The sequence below is a fragment of the Brevibacterium sp. BDJS002 genome (genome assembly GCF_028201555.1).
GTDB lineage: Bacteria > Actinomycetota > Actinomycetes > Actinomycetales > Brevibacteriaceae > Brevibacterium > Brevibacterium aurantiacum.
Genome location: NZ_CP116392.1, coordinates 4,143,083 through 4,160,673, shown reverse-complemented (window position 1 = coordinate 4,160,673; position 17,591 = coordinate 4,143,083). Strand labels below are relative to the sequence as shown.

The 17,591-nt window shown below is 65.5% G+C and carries 10 protein-coding genes, 1 tRNA gene and 1 pseudogene; 8 read left to right on the top strand and 4 right to left on the bottom strand.

Features of this window, described 5'->3' with window-relative positions; genetic code table 11:
- Window positions 1-50: 50 nt before the first annotated feature.
- The 5 genes and pseudogenes from fdnG to PGC08_RS19095 form a co-directional block, all read left to right on the top strand.
- Window positions 51-3,218: pseudogene (gene fdnG / locus PGC08_RS19115) on the top strand (formate dehydrogenase-N subunit alpha); the annotation flags it as partial.
- 392 nt (window positions 3,219-3,610) lie between these two features.
- On the top strand, window positions 3,611-4,759 hold the full coding sequence (locus PGC08_RS19110) for a 4Fe-4S dicluster domain-containing protein (RefSeq protein ID WP_069601168.1): 1,149 nt from the start codon (window positions 3,611-3,613) through the stop codon (window positions 4,757-4,759).
- Complete coding sequence (nrfD, locus tag PGC08_RS19105) at window positions 4,756-5,934, top strand: NrfD/PsrC family molybdoenzyme membrane anchor subunit (protein WP_231443913.1); 1,179 nt, start codon at window positions 4,756-4,758, stop codon at window positions 5,932-5,934. Before PGC08_RS19110 ends, nrfD begins: the two co-directional genes overlap by 4 nt.
- 160 nt (window positions 5,935-6,094) lie before the next feature.
- Window positions 6,095-6,250 carry a hypothetical protein gene (locus PGC08_RS19100; RefSeq protein WP_271709180.1) on the top strand — a complete coding sequence of 52 codons (156 nt, stop codon included), beginning with the start codon at window positions 6,095-6,097 and terminating at the stop codon, window positions 6,248-6,250.
- Window positions 6,251-6,440: 190 nt separating this feature from the next.
- A complete protein-coding gene (locus PGC08_RS19095) occupies window positions 6,441-7,100 on the top strand; it encodes a hypothetical protein (protein ID WP_193084442.1) in 660 nt (219 codons plus the stop codon).
- A 59-nt stretch (window positions 7,101-7,159) separates the two neighbouring features.
- Here the strand turns inward: PGC08_RS19095 and selD are convergent, their stop codons facing one another.
- The 4 genes from selD to PGC08_RS19075 form a co-directional block, all read right to left on the bottom strand.
- Window positions 7,160-8,146 carry a selenide, water dikinase SelD gene (gene selD / locus PGC08_RS19090; protein ID WP_069601165.1) on the bottom strand — a complete coding sequence of 329 codons (987 nt, stop codon included), beginning with the start codon at window positions 8,144-8,146 and terminating at the stop codon, window positions 7,160-7,162.
- 96 nt (window positions 8,147-8,242) lie between these two features.
- Complete coding sequence (locus tag PGC08_RS19085) at window positions 8,243-12,205, bottom strand: phosphodiester glycosidase family protein (RefSeq protein WP_271709179.1); 3,963 nt, start codon at window positions 12,203-12,205, stop codon at window positions 8,243-8,245.
- A 124-nt stretch (window positions 12,206-12,329) separates the two neighbouring features.
- Window positions 12,330-12,920 (bottom strand): class I SAM-dependent methyltransferase, encoded by a 591-nt coding sequence (locus PGC08_RS19080; protein ID WP_096158910.1) that lies wholly within the window; start codon window positions 12,918-12,920, stop codon window positions 12,330-12,332.
- 28 nt (window positions 12,921-12,948) lie between these two features.
- Window positions 12,949-14,052 carry an alpha/beta hydrolase gene (locus PGC08_RS19075; protein ID WP_164513864.1) on the bottom strand — a complete coding sequence of 368 codons (1,104 nt, stop codon included), beginning with the start codon at window positions 14,050-14,052 and terminating at the stop codon, window positions 12,949-12,951.
- Window positions 14,053-14,217: 165 nt separating this feature from the next.
- On the opposite strand from PGC08_RS19075, the gene PGC08_RS19070 reads away from it, so the two are divergent.
- The 3 genes from PGC08_RS19070 to selB all read left to right on the top strand — a co-directional run bounded on the left by PGC08_RS19070 (window position 14,218) and on the right by selB (window position 17,538).
- Window positions 14,218-14,312 (top strand) — tRNA-Sec (locus tag PGC08_RS19070).
- 51 nt (window positions 14,313-14,363) lie between these two features.
- On the top strand, window positions 14,364-15,722 hold the full coding sequence (selA, locus tag PGC08_RS19065) for an L-seryl-tRNA(Sec) selenium transferase (RefSeq protein ID WP_096146142.1): 1,359 nt from the start codon (window positions 14,364-14,366) through the stop codon (window positions 15,720-15,722).
- A 1-nt stretch (window position 15,723) separates the two neighbouring features.
- Window positions 15,724-17,538, top strand: a complete 1,815-nt coding sequence (gene selB / locus PGC08_RS19060) for a selenocysteine-specific translation elongation factor (protein ID WP_164513863.1) — start codon at window positions 15,724-15,726, stop codon at window positions 17,536-17,538.
- The last annotated feature ends 53 nt before the right edge of the window (window positions 17,539-17,591 follow it).

The following is a 17,591-nucleotide window of genomic DNA, read 5'->3' as shown; positions in this document are numbered from 1 at the left end:
CGTGATCGATTTGGTCACCACCGGCCACCGAGAAGGGCTAGGATTGAGCCATGGCTCGGTTCAGTCCTCTCGAGTGGCCGGTGATCCGGCAGCTGCGATCCTCCGATGCGTCGGGGCGCGGCGAATCAGTGGTGTCCCAGAAGACGCGGGAGACCACCTCACGCAATGCCACCGCGGACAAGGTTGTGCAGTCGGTCTGCCCGTACTGCGCCGTCGGCTGTGGTCAGAAGGTCTTCGTCAAGGATGACAAGGTCATCCAGATCGAAGGCGACCCGGACTCACCGATCTCTCGCGGACGCCTCTGCCCCAAGGGCGCGGCCAGCGAACAGCTCGTCAACGCCAACGGACGCATCACCGACGTCCTCTACCGAGCACCACGAGCCAAAGACTGGCAGAAACTCGATCTGCCCACCGCGATCGACATGGTCGCCGACCGCTTCATCGAAGCCCGCCGCAAGCATTGGGAGGACTTCGACGACAAGGGCCACCCGCTGCGTCGCACGATGGGGATCGCCAGCCTCGGCGGGGCGACCATCGACAACGAGGAGAACTACCTCGCGAAGAAGCTCTACACCGCGGCCGGGGCGATACAGATCGAGAACCAGGCGCGTATTTGACACTCCGCCACGGTTCCCAGTTTGGGAACCTCGTTCGGGCGAGGCGGCGCCACACAACCCGTCCAGGATATGGCGAATGCCGACTGCATCATCATCCAGGGATCCAATATGGCCGAGTGCCACCCAGTGGGCTTCCAATGGGTGACCGAGGCCAAGGCCCGAGGTGCCCGCGTCATCCACGTCGATCCTCGATTCACGCGCACCACAGCGGTTGCCGATAAGCACGTCCCGATCCGGGCCGGCTCTGACATCGTGCTGCTGGGCGCGCTCATCAACCGTGTCCTCAGCGACGGTCTGCACTTCGACGAGTACGTGCGTGCGTACACGAACGCCACGAACCTCATCAGCGAGAACTATCAGGACACGGAGGACCTGGACGGTCTCTTCTCCGGATTCGACCCAGACACGAACTCCTACGACAACTCGACCTGGTCGTATCAGACCGACGAAGCAGGCCGGGCGGTCAGGGATGAGAGCCTGAGCGACCCCAGGTCGGTGTTCCAGATTCTCAAGCGTCACTACTCCCGGTACACACCCGAGATGGTGGCCGAGAACTGCGGCATCAAACCCGCCGACTTCGAATACCTGGTCGAGTCGGTGACCCAGAACTCCGGACGCGAACGCACCACCTGCTTCGCCTACGCCGTGGGCTGGACCCAGCACTCCCTGGGCGCGCAGTTCATCCGCACCGCCTCGATCCTCCAGCTCCTGCTGGGCAACATGGGCCGACCTGGCGGCGGCATCATGGCTCTGCGCGGGCACGCCACGATCCAGGGCTCGACCGACATCCCGACCCTGTTCAACCTGCTGCCCGGCTACCTGCCGATGCCCAGTGCAGGAGTTCACGAGACCTTCGACGACTACGTCGCCGCTGTGGGCACCCCGGAGACCCATAAGGGCTATTGGGCCAACGGGCGCAGCTACGCCACCAACCTGCTCAAGGCGTGGTGGGGCGACGCGGCGACGAAGGAGAACAACTTCGCCTACGACTATCTGCCGAAGATCAACGGCGCCCACGGCACCTATCAGACGCAGGTCCGCATGCTCAACGATGGTGTCGACGGTTACTTCCTGCTGGGCCAGAACCCGGCCGTGGGATCAGCCAACGGTCGGATGCAGCGCATGGCGATGAGCCACCTGAAGTGGATGGTCGTCCGCGACTTCCGGCTCATTGAGTCCGCCACCTGGTGGAAGGACGGTCCGGAGATCGCCAGCGGTGAGCTCACAACCGAGGACATCGAGACCGAGATGTTCTTCATGCCCGCAGCCAACCACACGGAGAAGGCCGGCACCTTCACGCAGACGCAGCGCCTCGTTCAGTGGCGGCACAAGGCCGTCAACCCGCCAGGTGACGCACAGAGCGAACTCGACTTCTTCTTCGAACTCGGTCAGCGAGTGCGAGAGAAGCTGAAGGACTCGACCGACCCTCGCGACCGTCCGCTCCTCGACATGACCTGGGACTACCCGGTCGACGAGGAGGGCGAAGTCGACCCCGAATCCGTGCTGGCCGAGATCAACGGCTACTACGTCGGCGGGGAGAAGGACGGGCAGCCGCTCGACAACTTCAACCAGATGACCGACGACGGCACCACCGCAGGCGGCTGCTGGATCTACGCGGGCATCTACGCCGGCGGGCAGAACATGGCCGCCCGGCGCAAGCCCCGCACAGAGCAGGACGAGACCGCCGCCGAATGGGCCTGGGCGTGGCCGGCGAACCGCCGCATCCTCTACAACCGCGCCTCGGCGGCACCGGATGGCACGCCCTGGTCGGAGCGGAAGAAATTCGTCTGGTGGGACGAGGAGACCGGCAAATGGACGGGCAAGGATGTGCCCGACTTCCCGATCGACCGAGCGCCCTCAGCGCGCTCGGATCAGGCCCACGGCGGACCTGCGAATCTTGACGGGGACGACCCGTTCATCATGCAGGCTGATGGCAAGGGCTGGCTGTTCGCACCCAGCGGCATGGTCGACGGACCGATGCCCACACACTACGAACCGCAGGAATCCACGGTGGCCAACCCGCTCTACGATCAGCAGAGCTCACCGACGCGCCTGGTCATGCGCCGTGAGGACAACCTGTCCGCGCCAGGTGCCGGCAACCCCGGCTCCGAGGTCTACCCCTACGTGTTCACGACCTACCGTCTGACCGAGCACCACACCGCCGGCGGCATGTCTCGGTGGCTGCCCTACCTGTCAGAACTTCAGCCCGAGATGTTCTGCGAGATCTCACCGGAGCTTGCCGCCGAGGTGGGCCTGGAGCCCTACGGTTGGGCGACCTTGGTCTCCCCGCGGGCCGCCATCGAGGCCCGCGTGCTCGTGACGAAGAGGATGACGCCGCTGAGAATCGGCGGGAAGACCATCCACCAGATCGGCCTGCCCTACCACTGGGGCGTCGGTGGGGATGCCACGGTCGAAGGCGACTCCGCCAACGATCTGCTGGGCGTGACGATGGACCCGAACGTGTTCATCCAGAACAGCAAGTACGTGGCCGGAACGATCATGCCGGGCAGGCGTCCGCGCGGACCCGAACTCGTCGACTTCGTCGAGAAGTACCAGCGAGAGGCGGGATTGAGTCCCGAATCGGGCAACCAGCTCGTCACCGTCTCCGACGAGGTGGTCGCCGAGTCGCTCGCCGCTGATTCTGCGGCCAGCAAGGGCGGGCATCCGCATCGCGGTGGCGACTCCGCCGTCGGTGTCGCCCCCGGGCGCACCTTCGGAAGAGAAGCGACCGACAGTGCCGACGACCGCTCGGGTCGTGTCGATCTCCGACCCGCCGATTCCATCGACGAGAACAGGACCGAGACCGTGGGCGCGAACCGCGCGGACGACGGGGACCCGACCGACGGGGATCCGGACCGTGGCTACATCGGCAAGGATGCGGACAGCGCTCAGAAGGGCAACCTCGGCGAGGGTGCACGTGACATCAGCGGCCGAAAGGACGAGGCTGCTGACACGACTACCGTGGACAATAGAGGAAACGAGGAGGAGGACTGATGTCGACTTCGACTGTCGAGAACGACGCCGTTGCGGACGGGCACTGGCACGGCTCCGCGCACGAGCGCAAAGGGTTCTTCACCGACACGTCGATCTGCATCGGCTGTAAGGCCTGCGAGGTCGCCTGCAAGGAGTGGAACAACAATCCGCAGGACGGCACCTTCGAACTCCTCGGCTCTTCGTATGACAACACGGGCAGCCTCGGCGCCAACACCTGGCGACACGTCGCCTTCATCGAACAGGACTCCGAGCGGATCGAAGCCGCCCGCGAATCCGGACGCAAACTCGTCAACCTCGGCATGCCGACGATCCGACCCCGTTCGAACGAGTCCGCAGGTGATCAGCCTTTGGGTGGAGCCCTCGGTGCCGCAGAGTCCGGGTCCAATGGGGCTGGTGCCTCGGGTGGCGGTCTGCCGTCGACACCGCCGATGGGCATCGACCTGCTGGCACCCGGAGCCCTGAGCCCGAGCGACCCGGAGGACATCGCCAAACTCGATACGACGCCTCCGGACACAGCGGACTTCCGCTGGCTGATGTCCTCAGACGTGTGCAAGCACTGCACCCACGCCGGCTGTCTTGACGTGTGCCCCACGGGTGCACTCTTTCGCACGGAATTCGACACGGTCGTCGTGCAGAACGATGTCTGCAACGGCTGCGGAACCTGCGTGGCCGGCTGCCCCTTCGGCGTCATCGAACGCCGTGATGACGGCACGATCAACACGCCCACCGACCGCGATGACCGCAAGGCCGCGGATATGGACGTGCCGAACAAGAACACGGCCAACAAGTGCACGCTCTGCTACGACCGCCTTGTCGAAGGTGACACTCCGGCCTGTGCGCAGACCTGCCCGACAGAGTCCATCAAGTTCGGCGACCACGACGACATGGTCGACAAGGCCCACACCCGCGTCGCCGACCTCCACTCGAAGGGCATGACCGAGGCCCGACTCTACGGCGCCAACCCGAACGACGGCGTCGGCGGAACCGGATCTGTCTTCCTCATCCTCGACGAACCCGAGGTCTACGGACTGCCGCCGGATCCGCGGGTGCCGACGAAGGACCTGCCCCAGATGTATGCCAAGGCGGGCATGGCCGCACTCGGCATGGTCGCTGCCGCCGGACTCGCGTTTCTCGGGAGCCGGCATTGAGCACATCCGAATACGATTCCTACCGCCCACCTGAGCTCGATCGGGGCCGGAAGAAACGTCGCCGAGGTGGTCGCCCCGGTGGCCGTGGCGGCGGTCAGGGTTGGAAGAACCGCGGGGCCGACGGCAACCGTGAGATGCCGATGGTCGAGGATGTCGAATTCTCCTCTTACTACGGACGTGCCATCGTCAAGGCTCCGCCATGGGGCGATGAGATCGCGCTCTACCTGTTCCTCGGCGGCTTGGCCGGCGGCTCGAGCCTCTTGGGCCTCGGCGCCCAGTTCAGCGACCGCCCGGGTCTGCGCATCGCCACCAGGCTCACGGCGATCACCGCGACCGGCGTCGGGGGAGCGGCACTCGTGGCCGACCTCGGCCGTCCCGAACGCTTCCTCAACATGATGCGCGTGTTCAAAGTCAGCTCGCCCATGAGCCTGGGCACCTGGATCCTCTCCGGATTCGGCGTCGGCTCGGGAGTACTTGCCGCGATCGAAGTCGACCGGCTGACCGGTCTGCGGCTTCCGCTGGGGCCGCTGCGTCGAATCCTCCATGCTTTCGAGACTCCTGCCGCGCTCGAGTCGGCACTCTTCGCCACTCCTCTGGCCGCGTACACCGGAGCGCTCCTCGGCGACACCGCGGTCCCCACTTGGAACGCTGCTGGCCGCAACGGTCTCTCCTACGTCTTCGTGTCCTCGGCCGCAGTGGCTGCCGGAGGCACTGCGATGGCTCTGGCTCCCGTGCGGGAGACCGGACCGGCACGCCTGCTCGCTCTGGTCGGTGCCGCCGGAGAGGCGATCACGATGGATCGGATGAAGAAGGGCATGCACCCCGCCGAGGTGGATCCTCTCGAAGAGGGCGAACCCGGCCACAAGCTACACCGGGCGGAGAAGCTGCTCATCGCCGGTGCGATCGGAACAGCCGCCGCCGAGGTGGGGGCCAGGGTGTTCGCAAAGAAGCTGGGGAAGGGTGCGGGTTGGAAGACTCGAGCCGCACTACGTGCCGTCTCAGCAGTCAGCGGTGCGGCACTTGCAGCCGCCTCGGCGTACACGCGATTCGGGGTCCTCGAAGCCGGCATCGAATCCACGAAGGATCCGCGCCACGTAGTCGAACCGCAGCGCGCTCGCCTCGAAGAACGTCGCGCCCGCGGCATCACAGGCGACTCGATCACGACCGGGGTGTAAGCGGCACCCCCCCTGACGCGGACAGCGGGTGGAAGTCCTCACTGGGAGCAGCACTACCACGTGCCGCAGTGGTGCGTTGTGGCGTCAACGGTGAGGGATGCTCGGAATTTCCGACAACACATGTTGCACAATAATGCACGTGCAGTAACGTGTGGAACCTATGAAGGTTGCCGTCAAAGAGTTGCTCGCCGACCGGCGCAACGGCATGTTCTCGTGGTGGCAGACACTGCTCGTGGCGCCCATCATGGGTTTCGTCTACTGGCTCTTCGCGAGCGGATTCAGGCGCTTCCGGGATGAGGACGTCATGCCGCGCTGAATCTGCCGCTCCTCACCGACGGCGGGCGGATGACACGAGTGGATCGAATCGCCTAGACGGTCGTTCGGACCGAGCGGATGCGGGGCCCTGCATGAACGAACGTGCACGCCCGCACGGTCGACCAGGTCATTGATCTTGTTTCAGCGTGAAGCCCCGCACATCTGTCGTAGTCTGGACTCATGGGGCGCTTATGGAAGACATGACGGGCAGCGATGAGACGCCGGGGTATCGGCAGTCCGCGGACGAGTCATCACCGATTTTCCCCGCAGGGGCCTCGAAGGGTGAGAGAGTCGCGATACGACTGGAGTCCATCGAGAAGAACGGTCGGCTTGTCATCGGCCGCGCGTCCTCCGGCGCATACACCGGACGTCTCATCGGCAGCGTGGCGCTGGGTCTGCTCGGACTGCTCGTTCTGGTGTTGGGCGCCGACGGATTCGTAGCACTGTGCGCAGTCGTGCACTTGATCCTCTTCGGTTTGGTGTCCCCGATGCTCATCGTCAGACGTCATCAGCAGGACTACCGTCTCGAGCTCACACCGGAGAGCCTCGAACTCATTCGCGACGGACAGAGCGGGGAAGAGACCGTGCACCATGCGACGTGGTCGGTAGTCGACAGCGTGACAACAGCGAGTTTCGGCAATCGCCCGGAATCCCCGTCCTTCCCCGCTGTCAATGTTGCGTTCGCTTCGGGATCAGGGAGGCGGTCGACGCGCCGTTCATTCCTCACGCGTGAAATTCAGGGGGAGAGGATCGTTCTCAACCAGCCGCTGGAAGTGGGCCGGTGGGAGCTGGTCGATCTACTCACAGCTGCTCACGAACGGTTCAGGCCGAAGCCCGATCCTGCACGCTGAGGTCCACCCCTCGGCCCTGCTTGCTACCGCCACCACGACGACGAAGTGACGTGCCAACTTCACCGCACGTGCACACCCGAGCCGACGACGATCTCACCGATGATCGGCTGTCCCGGGATCTCGCCGACGACCAGCAGTCCGCCCGAGGTCTGGGCATCGGCGAGGAGGAGCAGGTCATCCTCGCTCACTGAGTCGTCGGCGGTGAGGCTGGGACGCACCCAGTCGAGGTTCCGACGAGTTCCGCCGGAGACGTACCCGTCGGCGATCGACTGATCGACTCCGCCGAGGCGGGGGACTGCGGCCGCGTCGATGACCGCACCGACGCCTGATGCACGGCACATTTTGAACAGGTGGCCGAGCAACCCGAAGCCGGTGACATCGGTGGCCGCGCGTACACCTGCAGCCACTGCCGCCTGCGCAGCGTCGCGGTTGAGCGCGGTCATCGTCGCGACGGCCTCGTCGAAGTATTCGCCGGTCTGCTTGTGCCGGTTGTTGAGGATGCCGACTCCGATGGGTTTGGTCAGGGTCAACGGCAGTCCCACCTCGGCGGCGTCATTGCGCATGAGCTCATCGGGATGAGCGATGCCGGTCACGGCCATGCCGTATTTCGGCTCGGGATCGTCGATCGAATGCCCACCGGCGACGGGGCACTTCGCCTGGGCTGCGACGTCGAGGCCTCCGCGAAGAACCTCGGTGAGCAGCTCCATCGGCAGCTTCTCGCGCGGCCAGCCGACGAGGTTGATCGCCGTGATCGGCGTCCCGCCCATCGCGTAGATGTCGGACAGGGCATTCGCCGCCGCTATCCGCCCCCAGTCGTAGGCATCGTCGACGACAGGAGTGAAGAAGTCAGCGGTCGAGAGCACCGCGAGGTCATCGCGGACCCGGACGGCAGAGGCATCGTCACCGTCGTCAAGGCCGACGAGGACATCGGCACCGGGCTGGCCGGTCAGGCCCTTGACCGCCTCTTCGAGCTCGCCGGGCGGGATCTTGCAGGCACACCCTCCGCCGTGGGCGAATGAAGTCAGACGATCATCGATGGCAGTCATACCGCGAGACTAACACCGAGGTGAGACTAGTGCTACAGGTGCTCATTTGACCATGATCGGGCGCCGCCTGATCGCCGGGGCAGCGGCACCGATGCATCAGTGTCGGACCCCCGACCGATCGCCGAGGCGGGCACGGGCGAGCCTCGCAATGACGAGTCCGCCGATGACCAGCAGAGCGCCCACAGCGGCCGTCACCAGCACCGGCCCGCCGGTTCTCGGCAGATCTCCGCCTCCGTCGCCCGAACCGTCCGAATTCGACCCTGGATCGGCGCCGCCGCTCGCAGAGGAGCCGTCATTCGCCGAACCGTCCCTGTTACCGGACTGATCGGAGCCATCGTCGGATGAGTTGCTGTCATCCGAGCCGCCAGCAGACACTTCAGAGTCCGAGCCGTCCGCACTGCCCGAACCGTTCGCCTCGTCACCGCCGTCATCCGAGGCGTCCGATGCAGCAGATGTGCCGTCTTCTGACCCTGCCGAAGCCCCGTCGTCGTTCGAACCGTCATCCGAGGTTGCAGAAGCTCCGTCCTCATCGGCTCCGTTGTCAGACCCTTCGGCGTCCTCATCACCCTCGTCATCGCCTGGTCCGGGAGGCGGTCCGTCTCCGGCGACCTCGACCGTGGTCTTCGCGGTCTTGCTGTTGACAGTCACCTCCACGACTGCGGTGCCGGGGTTCTCGGCGGTGATCTCTCCAGTGGCCGGATTGATCCGGATCACCTCGGAGGCTGCCTCGGGTGCCGAGGATCCAGCCGCCTCGGCGTGCACCTTCGCTCCTGTCGCCTTCTGCATATCAGCCTCGGCGCCGGCATCGATGACGACACCGTCTCCGCCCCACTGTGCCGTTGCCGGCCAGCCGACGGGCACTGTGCGCTCACCCTGGGTGAACTCGGCGGAGATATCGGCTGACTGTTCGGTCACCATCGATGTCGGTGCATCGACGGAGATGGAGTCCACCTGCGGCTTCGTCTCTGCGGCCAGCCAACCTACGCGGTCGGCGGTGCTCGGATTATCTCCGACCTCACCCACTCCGGGGTCGATGCCGAGCATCGTCCATCCGGTGAATCCGCCGGTGGCAGGCGTGCCCGCCGGATTCTTCCCTGAATTGCCGTTGATGAGGTACGAGACTCCTTCGACTGCAGCCCCGTGGAAGACTCCGACGTGGCCGTTGATCACCGCGGCAGACTTTCCGCTGCTCTCCCGGAATTCGCCGAGCTTCTTCTCCAACTCCGCGGCCTCACGACGGTCGCCGAGCTGGCTCGTCTTCGACGGCAGCGGATCCTGCGGAGGATGGTGGAAGAACACGGTGATGCCGGTGAGATGATCACTCTCATCCACCTCGGCGAGGGCATCCTCAAGTGCACGAAGCTGCTCGCTGTCGCTGCCGTGCAGGGACCCGGCCGAGGAATTCAGGGTGAGCACCTTCGTGCGACCGACGGTCCTGGCAGTCGTCGGTGATCCGAACGCGGATTCGAAGTTCTCGATCTCGCCGCCCATGATCTCGTGGTTGCCGGGGACATAGATGTAGGGGATGTCCTCGGTCCACTCGTCCTTGATGATCGACTCGGCGAGCTCGAAGTCAGCAGGTGAGGCCTCGTCGACGAAATCTCCGTTGATGACGAGCAGATCCGGGTCGGCCTTGCGGATCTCACGCAAGGTCCGCCGTGCGCCCTCGACCGATTCTGAGTCGGGATCCGTGGCGACGAACTGGGCATCGCTCATCACGGCAACCTGCTGGGGCCGGCCCGCGACGGAGCCGGTGCTCAGCAGGGCCGGATCGTGAATCGCCTGCGTCTTGGGGTCATCGGTCTGCGGTGTGGAGACCGCGCGTAGGTCTGCGATCGAGATCTCGCCCGTGTACTTCTCGGCCGATCGGGTTTCCATCATGCGGATCCGCTCGAGGGTCAGCGGTTGTGAGAGACCGGCGGGCACGGTGAAGCGCACCTTCTGCCAACCGTCGAAGGTGAGATGGTCCCCGTCGATGTTCGTTGTCGTCCCGTCAGCCGACTTGACCTGGAGTCGGGGCCAGGCTCCTGTTCCGTCGCCGCGGATCATCATCTCGAAGGCAAGGGTGTTGCCCTCGATCGGCACCGGTTCCTTCGGAACGAGGTAGTAACCTCTGGTCGCCGAGGAGGTGGTGAAGTCATAGGAGAGGTCGATGCTCGGCTTGCCGTCATCGGTGGGTTCTCCTGCCGTAAAGGAGCCTGTCGCGCGGTCCGAGGCGTCGGTGAATCCGGAGAGGTCGGAGAAGTCGAGCACTTCGGTCGATTCCGTGCCGACCGTCACAGGGATGGTCGTCGTGGCCTCGCCCACGGTGAGTCCGATCGATCCCGTGGGCGAATCGCCTTCGGCGGTGACGACGAGGCCGCCCGTTCCGTCGTCCTCAGTCGAGAGCCCCTCCGAGGACTCGATATCGATGTCCCGTGGCTCGATGAGGGCGCGCCGGCCCTCAGAATCGAAGCCCTGGACGCGCACCTTCTCGCTCGCCCCCGTCTTCTCGAGGTTGATCGCGCGAGTGCTCGGCTGCAGGCCGATGGCCTTACCCAGCACCCGCAGCTCCTGTCGCGCAGTGTGACCGCCGATTTGGTAGGAGACCCGTCCGGTCCCTGTCGCGTCGCCGGCTACACGAGCGGTGTCCTCATCCGCATCGGCGAGCGAGACGCCACCTTCGGCAGAGAAGGAACCTGAGGCGGCGATCGGCTCGAGGTTCGCGCCCAGAGCTGTGCCTGTGAGACTGCGGTGCAGCCCCTTGAACACGGAGTCCTCGTCTTCGATGACGGGCTCGATCTGTGCGTCGTTGATGGTCTGTGCCGGCGCATCGGAGTAGAACACGAGGGCATTACCGACCGAGCGTTCCTCTCCGTCGGAGGGGTCATTCTGCAGCGCGGGCGCATCTGCTCCGGCTTCGCGTGCCAGCATCGTCGTCGAACCGCCGCCATCGAGATTGATGGCGTTGTGAGCGCCGATGTCGGAGAAGAACTCGCCCATATCGTCGAGGCTCATTCCACCCGATGATTCGCTGCGACCGTCGATCGTGGCCACGAACAGTTCGGATCCATCCTTGCTGATGCCTACGGCAGTGCGCGGATGCGCGGTGGTCACCAAGCTGTCCTTGCCCATATCGGGGACTTCGCCGTCCTTGAGGACCTGGTGGCTTCCCCCGATGCCCAGGTCGACGTCCTCGCTGGGACCGATCTCGATCTCCACCTCGTCGCCGACCTCGAGCTCAGACAGAGTCTTCGCTCCCGAGTCACGTCCGAGGAGGACCTGGCCGTTCTCGGGAACGTCCGGATCCCCGGCCTCGTCGATCATCCCGGAGGACTTCGTGACGGCGCCGTCGACGACGGTGACCCGCGCGACCTCCTCTGCCATCGCATCGGGTCCGCCGACGGGCCGATTGAGGGAGTAGTCACCCCAGGCCTCGTTGTAGACGCCGATCGCATCGCTCGACAGGTTCGGATTGTTCAGCCCACCGAGGTCTGTCTCCTCTCCGTCGGCGGTCAGTGTGCCCGCCGCCGAGAGCATCGTCACAGCGGCCTTCTTGTCGGCGAGGGTGAATGCCGGTTTGGGAGTCTGAGAGCCGATCCGCATTCCGTTTCTGCTCACCGAGGTGTAGATGGGGGCATAGGAGTGGTTGATGTCGAAGAACGTACCGTTGACCGCTGCGACTGCCTTCGCACCGTTCTTGCCTCCCTTCATGATCTCGCTCGTGGTGTCGTGGCTGGCGACCGTGCCGGTGTCGCGGACGTCGAGGGACAGGGAATCCGTGGTGAGATCGGCGGTGAGAACGTTTCCGTTGTTCCAGCCACCGTCCTCAAGACGCGAGAAGTCCGTGACCTCGAGGCCCGGTGCGACCCGCTTCGTCTCGGAGGAGCGGAGGACCGACCGGTCTTTGCCTAGATCCTCATCGCTGGGCGGGGCAGCGCTCGCCGGCACCGAGGTGGCCAGGAGTCCGCCCGGGCCTATCGTCCCCGGAGCGAGGAGTGCAGCGATCACTGCGAGAACGAGAACGAATGACCTGGTGAACGCGGCATTACTCGACGAAGGCAGGATGCGTGAAGACATGGGGTCTTTCTGGAAAGACAGCGGGGAGACCCGGCTAGCCTAAGGCGACCATGACAACACCTGAGCAAACCCTGAGTGAACTCGGTCAGAAGAGTGAAAGCGGGGGTGAAGGGTGCACCGTCTGTCAATCGACCATGTCTGCTGCCACCACCGCGAGATCCCGGTGCTGCCAGGCCACGCGAGGTGTCAGCCCTGCCTCGCTCAGCCAATCGAGTTGTTCGGCCAGCGGGCTGGGGGTGTCGATGACCCCGTCGATCGGCGTGATCACATCTGCCGGATCGGGTGGAACGACGAGATCTGCGAGCACGAACCGGCCGCCAGGAACAAGGACCCGTGCGATCCGTGAGAACAGATCGGCCTTCCCCTCCCCGCCGAGGTGATGCACCGCAAGCGTCGACATGACGAGGTCGAAGGGACCGTTCGGCAGCGAATCCTCCAGCCGCCCGAGGCTCAGCGTGCTGCGGTGATGATCGAGAACCTTCCTGGCACCGGCCAGCATCTCCTCACTTTCGTCGATGCCGTGGATGTGTGCCTGCGGCAGTGCCTCGGCGACCCGTCTGGCGGTCAGCCCGCTGCCCACCCCGAGGTCGAGGATCGTGCGCGGATCCGCCTCGGCGACGGCTGCGGCAAGCTCACTTTGGAGCCGTCGGTAGTCGGGGATCTCCTCGGCCATGACGTCGAGGTAGGTGTTCGGATCCCAAGTGAAATCCGACATGATGTGTCCTTTCATCGGCGTGAATCGGTCAGTTCATTGGCATCGCCGATGGTTCCAGGAAGGCGACGATGCCGTCCACGATGGCGGCATTGCGCCAGGAGAACAGAGCATCGAAGGCGTGTTGGGCGCCGGGCAGCTCGACGTACCAGGTCGTGTTCGGCGACCCGGTGCGAATGTGGTCGTACAGGGCTCGAGCTTCTTCGACAGGAACCCAGGAATCATGATCACCGTGTGCGATGAATATCGGCGGTGCCGTTGAGGGGTCAAGAGCCAGAGGCGTTGACGGCTGTGACTCGTCCTCGCCTCGGCCGAAATATCGACCGATCCACGGGTACAAGCACACAGCGGCAGCGATCCGCGGCACCGCCTCGGCGGAACTCGGAGGAGCCAGCGCGGTCGTCGCGGTCATATGTGCGCCGGCCGAACTGCCGGCCATGACGATCCTCGTGACATCGCCGCCGTGGATCTCGGAGTTGTCCCGGGCCCATCGCAGGACAGTGCGCGCATCGTCGAGATGGTCGGTGAATCCCGCGTCGGGCCGCAGGCGATAGGTGGCGCTGATGCACGTCCAGCCCTGAACGGCCAGACGATGAAGTAGGACGCGGCCCTCATTCCGGTTGCTTCCGGAGGAATAGCCGCCGCCGTGGAAGTAGACGAGGATCGGGCCGAACAGATCACCGTTCCTGTGCCGGTAGACGTCCAGGCGCTGGCGAGGATGATCGCCGTAGGGCAAGCGTCCGATTCGTTTGACCGCCCCTGGCCGCAGAGGCACCGGGAAGACGAGCGGTCGTATCCAGCTTTGAGCCGCATCGTTGCTGATCTGCACACCGTGGTCGGCAGCGGTCGAGGCGACCACTGACCGGGCACGGGTTGCTCGCCTGGTCAGTTCGAGGAGACCGACGAACTCGAGCCCCGCGACGATGAGCAGCACGGATCCGAGAAGACCGTGCAGATCGCCTTCGCTGAGTGCCAGGACAGTGGAGAAAACGAGGAGGAGTGCTGCCAGATGCGGGATCTCGTTGATGACCATCGTGAGGTAGAAGGCGAGGATTCCGAAGCGCGTGACCCTGATCAGGGCGGTGAATGTGCACACCCCGATGATGAGAATTGTGATGATGTAGCCGATCGGCATGGATGTCCCCTTCGACATCGGAGAGCGCGCCGCCCCTCCACTTTCAGGCTAGCATTCTGCGTTCGAGGCGAGAAGCCTCTCCCGGAGGTCAGTGTGGACACAATCAGCGTTGTCCCTGTCCAGGCGGGGAGCCGGGGCCCTGCACGCCGGGGTAGGATTCTTCACGGAGGCGTCCGAGTCCTGGTGGGCTCCCCGGTCTTCAAAACCGGTGAGACCGAGTATCTCGGTCTGGCGGGTTCGATTCCCGTCCGCCTCCGCCACCAGCATCGTCGGTGTCGTCGCGCTCGACCGCAGTGAAGGAGAATGCAGCCTTGGCCCATACGGATCCGCGGCGCAGCATTCCGCGCACCGATCACCTCCTCGACCTCCCGGAGGTCATCACCGCAGGTGAGAGGCTGAGCCAGTCGACGATCAGGGCGATCATCGTCGAAGCTCAGAAAGCCGCTCGCGCCGGTGAGATCCCCGTCGCCGAGGTGGTCCCCACCGTCATCGAACACCTGAGTTCCCGTTCGGCCTCCTCACTGACCCCGGTGCTCAACGCCACCGGAATCATCGTCCACACCAACCTCGGCCGCGCTCCTCTGTCCGAACCGGCGCGACGGGCCGTGGCCAGTGCGGCCGGCTACGTCGATGTCGAGATGGACTTGGAGACCGGTCGACGCAGCAAGCGGGGGATCGGTGCGAAGCAGGCGATTCTGCGAGCCTGCCCGGGAGCCGACGACGCACTGATCGTCAACAATGGTGGCGCTGCGCTGCTGCTCGCGGTCACTGCGCTGCGCGGTGACAAGATGTCAGGAAACGACGGTTCTGCCGGTGCGAGCGACGCGTCGGTGGCAGGCGAGATCATCGTCAGTCGCGGGGAACTCATCGAGATCGGTGCTGGCTTCCGCCTGCCCGATCTCATGGCGACGACCGGTTCCCGGATTCGGGAAGTCGGCATGACGAACCGCACCCATCTCGACGACTACGCCGAGGCAATCACCGATCGAACAGCAAGCCTGCTCAAGGTCCACACGAGCAATTTCAGAGTCGAAGGCTTCACCGCCTCCGTCGAGATCGCTGCGCTGCGTGAACTCGCCGACGACCATGAACTCCCACTCATCGCCGATCTAGGCAGCGGACTGTTCGAACCCGACCCCTACCTGCCCGATGAGCCCGACATCGCCAGTGCGCTCGCCGCCGGAGCCGATGTCGTCATCGTCAGCGGCGACAAACTCCTCGGCGGACCGCAGGCCGGACTCATCCTCGGCCGCAGCGATGCCGTGCAGCGCATCGCGAAGCACCCCCTGGCCAGGGCGATGCGCACCGACAAACTCACGCTGGCCGCAATCGAGGCCACGGTCGCGAACACCGAGAACCCGGTCCAGGACGCTCTGCACATCGACGTCGATCGGCTCAGGGAACGTTCTGAGCGCCTGGCTGGCCTCGTCTCCGGGACCGTTGTCGCCCACGACGGGCGCGTCGGCGGCGGGGGAGCCCCCGGCGTTCCCCTTCCCGGCTGGGCCGTCGAAATGCCCGAGGAGCTCGCCCGCCCGCTGCGCCTCGGCAACCCGGCAGTCGTCGCCCGAGTTCACCAGGGACGATGCCTCATCGACCTGCGCTGCGTCCCCGAAGCCGATGACGATCTAGTCGGCGAGGCCGTGAACCGAGCTCGTGGGAACCATGCCTGAGATGTACGTTCTCGCAACCGCCGGCCACGTCGATCACGGGAAGTCCACCCTGGTCAACGCCCTGACCGGGATGGAACCGGACCGCTGGGCAGAGGAGAGGAAACGGGGTCTGACGATCGACCTCGGCTTCGCCTGGACGACTCTGCCGTCCGGGCGGGAGCTCGCCTTCGTCGACGTTCCTGGGCATGAGAAGTTCCTCGCGAACATGCTCGCAGGCGTCGGCCCGGCCCCCATCGTGTGCCTCGTCGTCGCAGCGGACAAGGGGTGGCAGGCCCAGTCGAGTGACCACCGGGACGCGATCACCGCGCTGGGCATCACCCGCGGCCTCGTCGTCATCACCCGCGCGGACCTCGCCCCCGAGTCGCTCCCAGCGACAGAGGCCCAGGTCAGAGCCGAACTGCGGGGCACACCGCTGGCTGATGCTCCGGTGCTCACCGTCTCCGCGACCACCGGGGACGGTCTCGACGAACTCGTCGCGACGCTCGATGCTGTCACCGCCGAGGCTCCTGCCCCCGACTCCGAGGCCCGACTGCGGCTGTGGGTCGATCGCGCCTTCACGATCAAGGGCGCCGGCACCGTGGTCACCGGCACGCTCACGGCCGGAACCCTGCACACCGGTGATCGTCTGCGCCTCGTCGGGGAGACCTCGGACGAGGCGACGGCCGTCCGCGGTCTGCAGAGCCGGAACTCCTCCGCCGAGGTGGTCGTCCCCAGTGCCCGTGTCGCCGTGAATCTTCGTGACGTCGCAGCCGATGACATCCACCGCGGTGACGCTCTCATCAGTGACGATGCGTGGCCGATCGTCGAGGTCATCGACGTGCGCCGGACCATGGGCCAACTCCTCGATGAGGGCGTGCACGGGCTTATGCTCCACATCGGCACCGCCGCGGTCCCGGTGCACATGCGGCCCTTCGACGGCGACCACGCCCGCCTCACGCTCGAACGCCCGCTGCCGCTGCAGGTCACGGACCGGATCGTCCTGCGCAGCCCCGGCAGCCGCAACGTCTTCGCCGGAGTCGTCGTCCTCGACGTCGACCCACCCGAACTCAGCCGCCGAGGCGCCGGCACCAGGCGAGCCCGTGAGCTGGAAGGTCGTCCGGAGACCGGGGATATCCTCGCCGAGGTGGCCCGCCGGGGAGCCGTCGAACGGGCCAGATTGGTGCGCTTCGGTCTGAGTGTGCCCGAGGACCTGTCTGACGCTGTGGTGAATGCGTCCGGGGGATGGCTCGTGCACCGGCCGACCCTCGAGAACTGGGTGGAAGCGGCCGCGTCCATCGTGAAGGCGAAGCTGGCGGCAGAGCCCTTGGCAGCTGGCGTCCCCGAGAAGGCATTGGCTGAAGAGCTGCGCCGCCTCGACCCTTCGCTGCCCGGTGATCATAATCGCGAACTCGTCGCCGCGATCGCCTCCCGCGCCGGCCTGGAGACAGTCAAGGGTATGGTCCGCCCTCCCGGGCATTCCGCGGATCTGGGCCCTGCCGAGGCGGGTGTCGCCGAAGTGGAACGACGCTTGGCGGCCAATCCCTTTGCCGCCCCCGAAGCTGATGACCTGCGAGAACTTCGTTTGGGTGTGCGGGAGCTTGCTGTCGCCGAGTCCGCGGGACGACTCCTGCGCCTCGGCGATGGTGTGGTCGTGTCACCACGGACACCCGCACAGGCGATGCGGCTGCTTGCGGGACTGGACCAGCCGTTCACGACGAGCGCTGCTCGTAAGGCTCTGGGCACCACGCGTCGCGTCGTCATACCCCTGCTCGAATACCTCGACGGTCGCGGTTGGACCCGCCGTATCGACAACACCTCACGCGAGGTTGTGAGGTAGGAGATCGGCGTCCTGAATGGAGTCTGACTCGCACCTGCGAGCGACCCGATGGG

Excerpts from the sequence above, each read along its gene's own strand:
- PGC08_RS19110 (WP_069601168.1), top strand. The coding sequence starts at position 3,611 with ATGTCGACTTCGACTGTCGAGAACGACGCCGTTGCGGACGGGCACTGG.
- PGC08_RS19100 (WP_271709180.1), top strand. The coding sequence starts at position 6,095 with ATGAAGGTTGCCGTCAAAGAGTTGCTCGCCGACCGGCGCAACGGCATG.
- PGC08_RS19095 (WP_193084442.1), top strand. The coding sequence starts at position 6,441 with ATGGAAGACATGACGGGCAGCGATGAGACGCCGGGGTATCGGCAGTCC.
- selD (WP_069601165.1), bottom strand. The coding sequence starts at position 8,146 with ATGACTGCCATCGATGATCGTCTGACTTCATTCGCCCACGGCGGAGGG.
- PGC08_RS19085 (WP_271709179.1), bottom strand. The coding sequence starts at position 12,205 with ATGTCTTCACGCATCCTGCCTTCGTCGAGTAATGCCGCGTTCACCAGG.
- PGC08_RS19080 (WP_096158910.1), bottom strand. The coding sequence starts at position 12,920 with ATGTCGGATTTCACTTGGGATCCGAACACCTACCTCGACGTCATGGCC.
- PGC08_RS19075 (WP_164513864.1), bottom strand. The coding sequence starts at position 14,052 with ATGCCGATCGGCTACATCATCACAATTCTCATCATCGGGGTGTGCACA.
- selB (WP_164513863.1), top strand. The coding sequence starts at position 15,724 with ATGTACGTTCTCGCAACCGCCGGCCACGTCGATCACGGGAAGTCCACC.